Origin of the sequence: Streptomyces sp. NRRL F-6492 (assembly GCF_001280125.1) — a bacterium.
In the GTDB taxonomy this organism is placed as follows: Bacteria; Actinomycetota; Actinomycetes; order Streptomycetales; family Streptomycetaceae; genus Streptomyces.
Genome location: NZ_LGEG01000032.1, coordinates 1 through 12,390, shown reverse-complemented (window position 1 = coordinate 12,390; position 12,390 = coordinate 1). Strand labels below are relative to the sequence as shown.

9 protein-coding genes and 1 pseudogene are annotated in these 12,390 nt (G+C 76.6%); 1 reads left to right on the top strand and 9 read right to left on the bottom strand.

What is annotated here, in order from left to right:
- Window positions 1–41 precede the first annotated feature (41 nt).
- Genes ADL08_RS05180 through ADL08_RS05160 form a run of 6 tightly spaced genes read right to left on the bottom strand, consistent with a single transcriptional unit; the run spans window position 42 to window position 6,331 of the window.
- Entirely contained in the window at window positions 42–467 is a 426-nt protein-coding gene (locus ADL08_RS05180) for a phage tail protein (protein WP_053640846.1), read from the bottom strand.
- A gap of 29 nt (window positions 468–496) precedes the next feature.
- Window positions 497–3,625 (bottom strand): hypothetical protein, encoded by a 3,129-nt coding sequence (locus ADL08_RS05175; RefSeq protein ID WP_159042994.1) that lies wholly within the window; start codon window positions 3,623–3,625, stop codon window positions 497–499.
- Between the two features lie 4 nt (window positions 3,626–3,629).
- Window positions 3,630–3,788 (bottom strand): DUF6760 family protein, encoded by a 159-nt coding sequence (locus tag ADL08_RS37535; RefSeq protein ID WP_163014002.1) that lies wholly within the window; start codon window positions 3,786–3,788, stop codon window positions 3,630–3,632.
- A complete protein-coding gene (locus tag ADL08_RS05170) occupies window positions 3,785–4,288 on the bottom strand; it encodes a zinc-ribbon domain-containing protein (RefSeq protein WP_053640844.1) in 504 nt (167 codons plus the stop codon). The genes ADL08_RS37535 and ADL08_RS05170 overlap by 4 nt, the downstream gene beginning before the upstream one ends.
- The gene (locus ADL08_RS05165) at window positions 4,285–4,725 is read right to left on the bottom strand and encodes a phage tail protein (protein WP_053640843.1); all 441 of its coding nucleotides are present in this window, start codon (window positions 4,723–4,725) and stop codon (window positions 4,285–4,287) included. The genes ADL08_RS05170 and ADL08_RS05165 overlap by 4 nt, the downstream gene beginning before the upstream one ends.
- Before the next feature lie 46 nt (window positions 4,726–4,771).
- The gene (locus tag ADL08_RS05160) at window positions 4,772–6,331 is read right to left on the bottom strand and encodes a phage tail sheath family protein (protein ID WP_053640842.1); all 1,560 of its coding nucleotides are present in this window, start codon (window positions 6,329–6,331) and stop codon (window positions 4,772–4,774) included.
- A gap of 252 nt (window positions 6,332–6,583) precedes the next feature.
- Here ADL08_RS05160 and ADL08_RS05155 point away from each other — a divergent pair, with 252 nt between their 5' ends.
- A complete protein-coding gene (locus tag ADL08_RS05155) occupies window positions 6,584–8,743 on the top strand; it encodes a DUF4157 domain-containing protein (RefSeq protein WP_053640841.1) in 2,160 nt (719 codons plus the stop codon).
- Between the two features lie 77 nt (window positions 8,744–8,820).
- Here ADL08_RS05155 and ADL08_RS05150 read toward each other — a convergent pair whose 3' ends face one another.
- The 3 genes and pseudogenes from ADL08_RS05150 to ADL08_RS05140 form a co-directional block, all read right to left on the bottom strand.
- The gene (locus ADL08_RS05150) at window positions 8,821–10,974 is read right to left on the bottom strand and encodes an ATP-binding protein (RefSeq protein ID WP_078967998.1); all 2,154 of its coding nucleotides are present in this window, start codon (window positions 10,972–10,974) and stop codon (window positions 8,821–8,823) included.
- Complete coding sequence (locus tag ADL08_RS05145) at window positions 10,971–11,684, bottom strand: DUF4255 domain-containing protein (RefSeq protein ID WP_053640840.1); 714 nt, start codon at window positions 11,682–11,684, stop codon at window positions 10,971–10,973. The genes ADL08_RS05150 and ADL08_RS05145 overlap by 4 nt, the downstream gene beginning before the upstream one ends.
- Window positions 11,681–12,390, bottom strand: a pseudogene (locus tag ADL08_RS05140) (DUF11 domain-containing protein); the annotation flags it as partial. The pseudogene ADL08_RS05140 and the gene ADL08_RS05145, both read right to left, overlap by 4 nt.

Here is a 12,390-nt window from a genome sequence, read left to right as displayed (position 1 = left end):
CCGGGGCGTCGGCGGGGGGGTGGAGGGCGGGGCGGGGAGCGTCAGGAGGGCCGGAGTCCCTCGTGGGCGATCTCCAGGGTCTCCACCGCCGCCTGCGAGCTGCTGGGGTCGAAGGACGGGCCCTGCCAGCGGACCGGGACGATCCCGAACACCTGCCAGCTGATGATCCGGCTCAGGTCCGGTCTGAGGGCCACGATCTCGCCGTCCTTGGGTTCCACGCGCTTCAGCGTCTCGTCGAGCCAGCGGGCGATCTTCGCCGTGTCGGCGGTGACCGGCCGGGTCAGCGTGATGTTCGACCAGGTCACCCGGCCGGGCAACTGCCAGGTGAAGCCGTTGTTGCCGCCCTCCGCGTAGCTCTCCATCTCGACTTCGGCGCCCATGCCGGAGCAGGTGTTGAAGGCGCCCAGGTCGTTGCCGCCGATCGCGAGCCGGAAGAACACGCTGCTCGCGAAGATGTTGTCCGTCATCGGTCCGTCATCCGTTCCGCGCCGTGCGTTCAGCGGCGTCCGTCGTAGGGGCGGCCCGTGCGCTCCCGGCCGCGCCGCAGTTCGGTGCGCAGCAGGCGGGCCATCGGGTCGAGCAGCCGCCGCGCGAGGTCGTCCAGGTCGAGGCCGGGGTCCTGCGCCGGGCCGGCGCTCCGCCCGGTGGCGGCCGGCGCCTGCTTCCCGCGCGCGGGAACCTCTTTCACCGGTACGGCCGGTGCGGCGGGCGTGGCGGACGGGCTCCTGGCCGCGTCCGCCGCGGCGCGCTGGATCCGGGGTGCCGCGCCGCCGCCCGTCGAGGGGGCGGCCGACGGCACGGCCCGGGGCCGCACCACGGGAACGGCCGCGCCGGGCCCGGGCGCCGGTGGCGCCGGCGGGCCGCCCGCCACGGGGGGTGCCTGCGGCGGCGCGACCGGCAGGGGCCGCGCCGGGGAACCCGGCGGCGCGGGCCTGACGACCGGGACCCGTCCCACAGCGGCCGGGACACCGGTCCCCGCTCCGCCGTCACCGCGCGGCGGCCCGTACCCCGTGGCGGCCCGCTGGACGGACGGCACCGCGCCGGCCTCCGGCGCGGCCCGCCGTACGGGCGCGGCCGTGTACCGCCGGGCGGACGGCGGCGGTACGGCGGATCCGGGGGCGCCGGACGCGCCGGGTGCCGGTGCGCCCCGGGGCGGTGAGACGGGCGGTGAGGCGGCCCGCCGTACGGATTCCGACGCGGCCCGCCGTACGGGTTCCGGCGCGCCGCCGCCGGCCGGGGACGGCGTGCGGGCGGGTCGGTCGAACGCGCCGCCCGGAGCGTCCTGCGCCGTGTTCCAGCGCGCCGCCACCACGGGAGGACCGCTCACGGGGCGGGACGCGGCGGACGGCGCCAGGCCCTCCGGGGCCCGGGTGCTGAGGGTGAGGGGGCGGGCGGGGAGCAGCGCGAGGGTACGGCGGGCCACCGGCACGGACACGGTCCCGGGGCGCCGGGTCCGCGCGGCGGAGGCCCGGGAGCCGTCGCCGGACGCGGCCGTCGCGGGGCGGGCGCCGGAGGAGGCCTCGGACGCGGGGGCGGTGGCGGGGCGCGGACCGGACTCGGGCGCGGCGGTGGCCCGGGCGGTCCCCGACGGGCCGCCGGTCGCCTTCGGCGCGGTGCTTCGCGCCGGTCCGGCCGTTTCCCGCCGGTCGCCGACGGGGGCCGCGCCCGGGACGCTCGCACCCGGTCCGGACACCGCGCGGGCCACGACGACCGGGGCGGGACCGGCGGGAGCCGTGCCGGGCCGTACGACGTCACGACCGGCGGGGGCCTGCGGCGCGGTGTTCGCGGACGGGGCCGTGGCCGGTGTCACCGACGGCGTGGCGGGGCCCGGAGTGCGGACGGCGGTGGTACCGCCCGAGGGGTGGTCCGTGGAGCCGTCGCCCCGGGACACCGGGTGATCCGTGATCCGGCGCTGGACGTCGGTGGCCCCCAGCAGGGGGACATGGGGCGCGGCGGCCCCCGGACCGGGTCCGGAGGGCGCGGATCGTTCCCCGGCGGGCGAGGGCGGGGCCGGGGCGCGCTGGACACCGGGTCCGGGCGCCGGACGGCCGGGCCGGGCGCCGGGCGCCGGGGAACCGGCGGGCGGCCCCGCGCTGGCCGGCATCGCGGACAGGGGTGCGCCCAGGCCGCCGCGCGCCCGCGCTCCGGAACGGCGGGGGGACACCGGGTCCGGGCTCGGAACGGGGACGCCGGTTCCGCCCCGGGGGGTGTCCTCGGCCTGCCGCTGGACGAAGGGGAGCCCCGGGCCGGGTGTGCTCGCCGTGGACGGTACGGAAGGGGCGTTCCCGGCCGACGGGGTCGCGGACGGGGGCAGTTCGGTCAGCGGAGCGCCCAGGACCGTTCGGGCGGCTCGCTGGACGGCGGGGCCCGGAGCGGTCCGGTCGGAGGTCTCGGCCTCGACGGTGGAGGAACGGGACGGTCCCACGGCCTCGGGGGCTTCGGTGACCGCCGCGCCGTCCCGGCGGGGGGCCGCCGGCGCGGCGGGACGGAGCGCGGGCACCTGGCGCGCGCCCCCCGGCACGCGGCGGGCGACCGTCAGACGGGGCCCGGCCGGACGGGGCCGGACCACGGGCCGGGAGGAGGGCTCCGGGCGGCCGCCGCCCGGTACGGCCCGCGCCCCGCTCGCCGGAGCGTCGTTCTCCGCCGCGCCCCTCCGCGTCTCGGCCCTCCCCGCCGTACCCGTGGCGGGTCCGCGTACGGACGTGTTCCGCGCGCCCGGGGCCACGGGGACCACCGCGACCCGCCGGACGAGCGGGATCGGCGCCGCGGCCGGCGGCCGGCCGGTGTCGGAGGGGGCGGCGGCCCGCTGGACGGCGGGCGCCGGCGCGGAGAGCACCGCCGGGGACGTCGCGGCGGAGAGGTCGCGGCCCGGCGGGCGGCCGCCCGGACTCCGCCGCTCCGAGGGGTCGGCGGTGCTGCTCGCGCCGCCGGACGACGCACGGTCCGCCGTGGCGGACGGCTGGACGACCGGCGTCTCCCGGGTCTTCGGGGTCCCCGGGCTCTTCGGGCTCTTCGAGGTCTTCGAAGTCTCCGGAGCCTTCGGGGTCTTCGGATCCGTCTTGGAGGTCTTCGGAGCCTTCGGGGTCTTCGGGGTCTGCGAGGCCTTCGGGGTCTGCGAGGCCTTCGGGGTCCGCGGCCTCCCGGAGGCCGACGGAAGCCGCGGCTCCGGACCGGCGGCGTCCGCCGCCCCGGTTCCCTCCGCGCGCACCGCCCGCAGCAGCAGCGGTCCCCCGCCGGAGCCGGTGGCGTGGGGCGCGGCCGGGCGGGTCATCCCGTGGACCAGGCCGGTGGGTGCCGTGGGCAGCAGGGCGTGGCCCATGCCGCCGTCGAAGGACGGGTTCTGCCAGGCGGCGAGGCCCGCGCGGAAGGCGAGGCCGTCGCTCACGCCCAGGGGCGCGCGGGAGAGGGTGAGGTGCTGCGGTTCGGTGCGGCGCCAGCCGCCGTCCCAGTCACCGGGCAGGGCGGAAGGGGCCGGGTCGCCGGGCGCGGCGGGGCCGCCGGACGCGCTCGTCCCCGCGGAACCGCCGGACGCGCCCGTCCCCGCGGAACCGCCCGACGCGTTCGGGCCCACGCCCGCCCCGCCGGTCGTTCCGGCGCGGCGACGCAGTCTGTCCCGCCATGCCATGTGCTCAACCGCCTTCGTTCATGCGGGTGTTGATACGGGCGATCTCGGCCACCCACTGCTGCCGTTCGCCGTGGGTCAGGTCGAGGATCTCCTCGCGCTGCCAGTGGAAGTGGTAGGCGATGTACGCGATCTCCTCCCGGAGGCGGGGAAGGGCGTACGTCACGATTCCCCCAGGCGCCCACCCGAGAGGTCGACCTCGAAGCCGCCCTCGCAGTGCGGGCAGGTCACCGCCGCGCGGGTGTGCCCCTCGCTGTTGACGCGGCGGTAGAAGTCCTGGAGGAACGCCACGTCGGTGGCGTACATCCGCTCGACGATCCCGGCGTGCACGTCGGTGATGCCGCCGAGCCGGGTGATCACCTGGCTCAGCAGGACCACGCTCAGGTAGGCCGGGTTCTCCTTGACCCGCAGGTCGATCTGGGGCCGCAGCTCGTCGCGGGCGGTGGCCAGCCGCATGGAGCCGTGCCGGTGCACGGTCCCCGCCTCGTCCACGTAGCCGCGCGGCAGCTCGAACTCGAACTCCGTGCGCAGCCCGCCGCCCTCCCGGTGCTGCGGGGGCGACGGGGCGGGGGCCGGGGGCGCGGCCTGCTGCTCCGGCGCCCGGTCGGGCGCCGTGAGCTGGAGGATCTCCTCCAGGTTGCCCGCCGTCACGGTTCGGCGCCTCATTCGACGACGATCTCCTCGAACACGATCGTGACGGACTCGGTGGCCGGGGAGGACTCGCCCGCCTTCAGCGACGGGCCCTCCCACTTGGACGCCCAGCCCTGCATGAGCTGGATGCGGCGGACCGTGGTGCCCTCGGTGTCCTTGATCTCGATGGTCAGGTTCTGCCGAGCGGAGTTCACGGCCCCGTTGTTCAGGGTCTCCTTGATCCACTTGGTGAACTCGCTGCTCTGGTCGAGCCCCCGGGTGATCGTGATCTCGCCGGCCTGCCGGGCGCCCGGCTGCTTGCGGATGATCTGCTTGCCCTCGGCGGTGACCTGCTTGACCTCTACGACGTCCTCCTCGACGGTGAAGCCGCTGATCTCCTGGATGGACTCCACGAGGTATCCGCCGAGCTGCACGCCGAAGACGTGGGTGGAAAGAGCATCGCCCGTTGCCATGACTGTCTGTCAACCTTTCCTTGTGTAACCGACCCGGACCCGCGGGTCACTCGTCGATGAGGCTGGTGGTGTCGGAGAACTGGGCCAGCCGGAAGACCACGAACTCGGCCGGCTTGACCGGCGAGACGCCGATCTCGCAGACCACGCGGCCCTGGTCGATGGACTCCTGCGGGTTGTTCTCGCGGTCGCACTTCACGTAGAACGCCTCGTCGGCGGTCCGGCCGAACAGCGCGCCCCGGCGCCACTCCTCGGTGAGGAACGCGGTGACGTTGCGGCGGATGCTGGACCACAGCCGGTCGTCGTTGGGCTCGAACACGACCCACTGCGTGCCCAGGAGGATCGACTCCTCCAGGTAGTTGAACAGCCGGCGCACGTTCAGGTAGCGCCAGGCCGGGTCGGAGGAGAGCGTGCGGGCGCCCCAGATCCGGATGCCGCGGCCGGGGAAGGCCCGGACGCAGTTCACGCCGATCGGGTTCAGCAGGTCCTGCTCGCCCTTGCTGAGGCGGATGTCCAGGTCGACCGCGCCGCGGATCACCTCGTTGGCGGGGGCCTTGTGCACCCCGCGCTCGGCGTCGCTGCGCGCCCACACCCCGGCGATGTGTCCGCTCGGCGGGACGGTCGCGTTGCGCCCGAGGGCCGGGTCGAAGACCCGTACCCAGGGGTAGTAGAGGGTGGCGTACCGGGAGTCGTAGCCGGCCTCGTCCATGCGCCAGTTGCGCACCTGCTGGGCGTTGAGTCCCGGCGGGGTGTCGAGGACGGCCACGCGGTCGCCCATCTGCTCGCAGTGCGAGATGACGGCGAGCTGTACGGTGCGCACGCCCTCGGCGTCGATGTCGCCGCGCTGGTAGGCGCCCATCAGGTCGGGCACCGCGACCATGGTGATCTCGTCGATGGTCTCCAGGCCGCCGAACCCGGTGCGGGCCGCCGCGTCGCCGACGTACTCGGCGGGGTCGATGCGGGCCGGGTCCGCGGAGGCCGGGACGGCGGGGGCCCCGGGCGCGTCGGGAATCGCGACGGTCTGGGAGGCGGGCCGGGTCTGGGGGGCGCCGCGCTGCTCGGTGACCTCGATCAGCTCGGAGGCGCGGGCCTGGGTGACCAGGTAGCCCTTGACGTTCTTGCGGGCGGAGGCCTCGTACGTCTCGCCGACCTGGTCGCCCCGGCGGACGAGGAGCCGGAAGCGGTCCTCCGGCGGGTTCTCGCCCTCGGCGTCGGCGACCTCGACCGACACCCCGGTCACGCCCGGCCTGGCCGCGATCAGGAAGCCGCCGAGCTCCACCGGCCGTACGGCCGCGCCCTCCCGGTCGCGTCGGTCGGCGTCGACGGACCGGGCACCGGTCTCGGCCGTGCCGCCGATGCGCACGACGTACGCGGCGCCACCGCCGTTGGAGAAGTACCCGTAGAGCGCGTGGGCGAGGTAGGTGCCCTCGGTGAAGCCGCCGAACGCCTGTGTGTACTGGTCCCAGCCGGTGACCAGGGTCGGGGTGTGGAACGGGCCCTTCTCGGCGAAGCCGACGAACGCGGCGACGGCCGTGCCGACCCCTTCGATCGGCCTGGCACCGGACTGCACCTCCTCCACGTACACGCCCGGGGTGAGGTACGTCGGCATGCTCGCTCCTTAGCGTCCTTGCGGTCCTGCGGTCACCTGTGTCCAGGCCGAGTCTGCTCGGTCCGCCGCCGGACCGGCAGGGACCTGCGGACCTGCCCGGGGGCAGCGCTTCTGCCTTTACGGACGGTCCGCACCGACCGTCCGGACGTCACCCGGGACTGCCCCCGCGCTGCCCGTTCGTACCTGGACGCGGCGCCGGCGCGGCCGGTGCACTGGAGAGTCGCAGTACGGGCGCCGACGAGGAGGCAGCAGGTGCAGACTTCCAGGCCGCGCACCGAACGGGCCGAGGACCGGCAGCCGGCGCGCGACCGGTCCGGGGCCCGGCGGGAGACGCCGGGGACCGGCGCCGCCGTCCCGCCCCCGCTCACGGCCGGCGCGCTCCGGGCGGCCCAGGGCAGCGCGGGCAACGCCGCGGTGACCGGCATGATCGCCCGCAGGGTGGCGCCCGCGCCCGCCCCGGAGCAGCGGGACACCGGGGTGCGGGAGGTGCTGGGTTCGGCGGGCAAGCCGCTGGCCGGTCCGGTGCGCACGGAGATGGAGTCCCGGTTCGGCACGGACTTCTCCGGGGTGCGGCTGCACACCGGTGCCGCGGCGGCCCGCTCGGCGCGGGCCATCGGGGCGCGCGCCTACACCTCGGGCAGCCACGTCGTCCTCGGTGAGGGCGGCCGGGACAAGCACACCCTGGCCCATGAACTGACCCACGTCGTCCAGCAGCGCCGGGGCCCGGTGTCCGGCACCGACCGCGGCGACGGGCTGCGGATCAGCGACCCGGGCGACCGCTTCGAGCGGGAGGCGGAGAGCAACGCCCGGCGGGTGCTCTCCGGGCCGGTGCCGGTGGCCCGCGCCGTCGAGGACCACGGTTCCGGGCACCACGCGCACGACGGGCACCACGCGGGCGACGGGCACGACCACGGGCACGGCGAGGTGCGCCGCGCGGCCGGCCCGGACGCCGTGCAGCGTCTGGTGGGCTTCGAGGTGGAGCTGAGCGTGCCGAGCTTCGGGCAGCACCCCACGACGGGGCTGAACACGGTCGGCGGCCGGGCGCCCGGGGCGGACCTCGGGGGGTTCTTCCACGGCGGGTTCCCCTACGCGGCCACCGTGATGAGCGAGGAGAACCTGACGATCCTCACCGACCACAACTCGCTCGCCCGCCGGGTCCGGGTGCTGCACGCGGTGCTCTCCGAGCTGACCGGCGACGGCGGGCAGCCGGTGGCGACCGGGCAGCTCGCCTCGTCGATGAGCAACCTGGAGTACGTCACGGCGCCGTTCGACGAGATGGCGCCGGGGTCCGACGCCGCGGTCAAGAAGGTCGCCGACCGGATCGACGCCCACGTGGACGCGATCTTCGGGCGGAACCCGAAGGAGAACGCCTTCACCGTGCCGGGCTCGCCCGTCGCCGCGACCGGCACCCCGCTGGCGGCCCTGCGCGACTGGCTGGGCCCGGAGCTGTTCGGCAACGCCAAGGTCCAGTCGGCGATCAGGGCCTTCCAGAACGACATCAAGGCCGAGATGTACGTCCAGGCCACCCTCGGCGTGCTGCCGTCCGGGCTGCCGTCGCTCTACAGCTTCCAGGCCAACGACGTCAGCCACGAGTCGCGGCGGGCCCCCGGCAAGGAGCACATCGCCGACGGCTGGCGCGACGCCGCCGCCGCCATCAACCGCGCGGTGCCGCGCCTGCGTTCCGACGTCGTGCCGAAGCTCCTGCCCGGCCTGGACAACGGCGACCAGGCGGCCCTGACCGGCACCCTGGCCCTCGGCCTGTCGTACGCCGTCGGCTCGGCCATGATCGAGGCGGGCGTGCGCGGGCCCACGGCCTCCACGAAGAACGCCGTGCCGTTCCTGCTCAAACTGGCCAACCTGGGCGGCATCCGCCGGGCCGCCACCACCGACGCGCTGCGCGAGAAGGTCGTCGGGCAGGACGTCCTCCAGCACCTCGCGGCCTGGCTGCACAGCGAGGTCCCGGAGACCGGCGTCGCCCACTGGCAGGGGCTGCTGGCGAGGTATCCGGCGAACACGCCGAACCCGGCCGGACCGGCGTACGGCCACGGCGCCACCGGGGTCGGGAACACCGCGCAGATGCTGGACAGCCTCCTCAACGGCACGGAGGACTTCCCGGTGATCGCGCCCGGCAAGGCGCTGCCGAAGGCCGACGAGCCCAACGCCGCGATCGTGCCGCACATCGGCGGCCAGAAGGGCGCCCCGGTCGAGATGCGCTGGCTGACCACGCGGGCCACCAGCCCCGGTCAGCTGTGGAACATGTTCAAGACGATCATGGACGAGGCGCGCAAGGCCAACCTGGCGACGGTCCCGTCGAAGGAGAGCCAGGCGATCTGGGCGGCGGCCACCGACATGGCGGCGACGCCCGCCGCGGGCGGCCGGGGCGCGCACCAGACCGAGATGATGGACCTGTAGGACACCGCGTGGGCCCGGTCCGCCGGACCGGGCCCACGGGCAGGCCCCCTGTCAGGCCCCGGTCAGGCCCTCTTCTGTCAGGCCCCCGCGGCCTGCGCCAGGTACGGCCCGAACTCGCCCTCCAGGACGAGCCGTCCGAGTTTGCGGTACTCCTGGGCGACCGCGGTGACCACCTGCCCCATGGTGAGCGGCTCGCCGGACTCGGCGGCGAGGTAGGCCGCGGTGACCGCGCAGGCCCGGATCGACCCGCCGGCCAGTTCGAAGCGGTCGGCGCAGAAGGCGAGGTCCAGGTCGTCGCCCCGGGGCAGCCGGGCGCCCAGGCACCGGTCCCACAGCGCCAGGCGCTGTTCCGCGTCCGGCACGGGGAAGTCCGCCACCACGTCCAGACGGCGGGTGAACGCCTCGTCGAGGTTGGCCCGCAGGTTGGTGGTCAGCACCGCGATCCCGTCGAACGACTCCATGCGCTGGAGCAGGTACGCCGACTCGATGTTGGCGTGCCGGTCGTGGGCGTCCTTGACCTCGGAGCGCTTGCCGAAGATGGCGTCGGCCTCGTCGAAGAGCAGGACGGCGTTGACCGCCGACGCCCCGGTGAAGATCCGCTCCAGGTTCTTCTCGGTCTCCCCGATGTACTTGTCGACGACCGTGGAGAGGTCCACCACGTACAGGTCCATGCCCAGGTCGGCGGCGACGACCTCGGCGGACATGGTCTTGCCGGTGCCGGACTCGCCCGCGAACAGCGCGACGACCCCGCGGCCCCGGCCGCCGCCGGGCCGCATCCCCCACTGCCCGAGCACCCGCTCGCGGTGGCGTGCGCGCAGGGCGAGTTCGCGCAGCCGGCGGTGGGTGGTGGGCGGCAGCACCAGGTCGTCCCAGCCGACGCCCGGCTCGACCCGGCGGGCGAGCCGGTCGAGTCCCGCGCCGTTCTGCGCCCGCACGGCGGTCCGCAGGTCGTCGGGCTCCACCGGCCGTCCGTCCAGGGCGGCCGTCCGCACGGCCGCGTCGGCGGCCCTGCGCAGCTGACCGGAGTCGAGGCGGTGCGCGGCGACGGCCCGGGCGAGCGCCACGGTGTCGCCGGTCGCCGGGCCCCCGTCGCCGGCGGCCCGGTCGAGGGCGTGGCGCCAGCGGGCGGCCTGGCGTTCGGGGGTGGGCCCCTCGACGTCCAGGACGACGGGGGTGTCGGCCGCCCAGGCCGGGTCCCAGCCGACGGTGCCGTGGGTGAGGAGCGGGAGGCCGCGCAGCGCGGCGCACAGCGACGCGAGGACGCGGGCCCGTTCGGCGGGTTCGCCGGGGAGCGCGGTCAGCGGGCCGAGGACCGCGCCGGAGCCGGTCAGCCGGGCCTCGCGGGCGAGCACCCGGGCGAGCGCGGGCACCTCGGCCGGGCGCCGGGCGAGCGCCGCCGCGTCCAGGGCCAGCACGCCGAGCCCGGCCGCCGCGAGGGCGGCCGCGGCCAGCCCCTCGGCGTCGCCGCCCCGGCCGCGCAGGTGGACGAGCCCGACGCCGGTCGTGGCCGCCGAGGCGGCGCGGCGGACGTCCGCCGCCCCGGCGGTCGGGTCCTCGCGGACCTCGTCGAGCACTCCGGCGAGCCGGGCGTCGGGCCGGGCGTCGCCCAGGAGGTGGGCGGTGACCCGGTCGGGCACGGCCAGGACGCGGGACAGCGGCGGCCGTTCGGGTTCGGTGACCTCCACCAGGCCGTGGTCGACCAGCGGCGCGCCGGGGGCGAGCCGGAACCGGGCGGGCGAGGCGCCGCCGAGTCCGCACAGCTCCAGAGCGAGCCCGAGCGTGGGCCGACGGCGCGTCAGGTCGTCGTTGAGGTAGCCGTAGAGCCGCTCGAACCGGGCGTCCAGGTCCGGCGCGACGACGACGAGGAGCAGGTCCAGGTCGAGCGGGGTCAGCCCGAACCGCCGTACCAGGCCGTCGAGGAGGGACCCGGCGGGCGGCCGCCAGGGCTCCGGCTCCGGCGCCGGTTCTCGCTCCCGCTCCCGCCCCCGCTCCGGCTCCGGCTCCGGCAGGTCGAGACCGCCCGGCTCGTCCAGGATCCGCGCGGCGGCCTCCGGGGTGAGGTACTGGCCCCGGTAGGGGTCGTCGGGGTCGGGGTCGAGGGCACGGCGCGCCGCCACGGCCTCCCGCACGCGCGCCTCGACGGCGCCGAGCCGCGTCCACAGGGCGTCCGGGGCGCGGTGCCGTCCCGTGTCGGGCCCGCCGTCGGTCAGGGGTTCCACGGTGTACGTCACGGCTGGCGGTCCCCCCTGCGGCGGCGCCGGGCCGGGGCGGGCGGGCGCTCGCGGGGGCCGGTGAAGCCGTCGCGGCCGGGGTCGGTGACCTCGGTGTAGCGCAGCCTGCGGCCGGGGTCCCCCGTCCCGGCCGCGCCGTCGCGGGCGGCGGCCGAGCGCACGAGGAGCCCTTCGGTGACGGGCGGCGCGGTGGCCTCGGTCACTCCGGCGAGCGGGGCCCGGACCCGCAGCCCGAGGGAGGCCTTCATCTCCCCGCCGAGCGCCGACCACACGTCGGCCGCCGCCGGCGCGTCCATGCCCGCCCCGGCGGTCTCCAGGCCGACGGTCAGGCCGAGTTCGGCCAGCGAGCCGGTGAGCAGCGACGCGGGAAGCGCGTCCTGGGCGACGAGGGCGGCGAGCACCTGGGACAGCAGCCGGTGCTCGTCCCGCGGGCGGTTGGCCCACGCCGTCACCAGGTAGGTGAGCTGGAACCAGCGCGGCGGGGAGCGGCGCGCGACGAGGTGGCCGTCCCCGTCGTAGACCTCGCCCGTTCCCGAGCCGCGCCGCAGGGCGTCCTCGCGGATGTCGTAGAGGAACACGCAGACGGTGGGGGCGCTGCGGCGCGCCGCCCAGTCTCGGGTGGGGGCGTCGAAGACGACCTCGACGCCCGACGCCTCCAGGCCGCTTCCGGCGAGGAGCCGCCCGAGGCCCTCGTCGACCTCGTGGATCACCGGCGGGTCACCCCGTCCGGCGGCTGGACGGTGCCGCTGACGACCAGGAAGTCGGTCTTCACCGGGGAGAATCCGGGGCCTTCGGCCGTGATGGTGCGCGGCCCGGTCTGGTCCTTGGCGAGGATGAGCAACTGGCCGACGAACGTGCCGTCGGCCTTCGGGAAGGTCGGCGCGGCGGCGGCGGTGATTCCCGGGTTCCAGGTGAACCGCACCGGGACGCCCGGCGGGAAGTCCACGCCGCGCACGGAGGTGACGAATCCGGGCTTGCCGATCGGGGGCACCGCGACGATGCGCGGCTGGAGGACGCGCAGCCGCTTCCGGGCGGTGTTGTCGCTCCGGTCGGCGTCCGTCCCGGTGGTGGTGAGCACGGCGGTGACCCGGCCGGTCATCGCCTTCCGCGGGCTGAGCACGACCCGCAGGACGGTGCTCGTGCCCGGCGTGAGGTCGGGCAGCGCGCACACCCGGTTCCGGTCGCAGCCCGCCGGGAGCCCGCCGTCGGGCACCCCCGCGGGCAGCCCGATCGTCAGCCGCAGCCCGGTGGCCAGCGCGTTGCGTCCGTTGCGGACGGTGTACGTGACGACGACGCGCCCGCCGACGTAGCCCGGTTCGGGCTGGACGGTGATCCGCACCCCGGGTCCGGCCTTCGGCTCGGCGGGCTCCGGGGGCACCGTCGGGGTGGGCGTCGCGGTGGGGATCGGAGGGGGCG

Coding starts and splice junctions, on each gene's coding strand:
- ADL08_RS05180 (WP_053640846.1), bottom strand. CDS start 467: ATGACGGACAACATCTTCGCGAGCAGCGTGTTCTTCCGGCTCGCGATC.
- ADL08_RS05175 (WP_159042994.1), bottom strand. CDS start 3,625: ATGGCATGGCGGGACAGACTGCGTCGCCGCGCCGGAACGACCGGCGGG.
- ADL08_RS05170 (WP_053640844.1), bottom strand. CDS start 4,288: ATGAGGCGCCGAACCGTGACGGCGGGCAACCTGGAGGAGATCCTCCAG.
- ADL08_RS05165 (WP_053640843.1), bottom strand. CDS start 4,725: ATGGCAACGGGCGATGCTCTTTCCACCCACGTCTTCGGCGTGCAGCTC.
- ADL08_RS05160 (WP_053640842.1), bottom strand. CDS start 6,331: ATGCCGACGTACCTCACCCCGGGCGTGTACGTGGAGGAGGTGCAGTCC.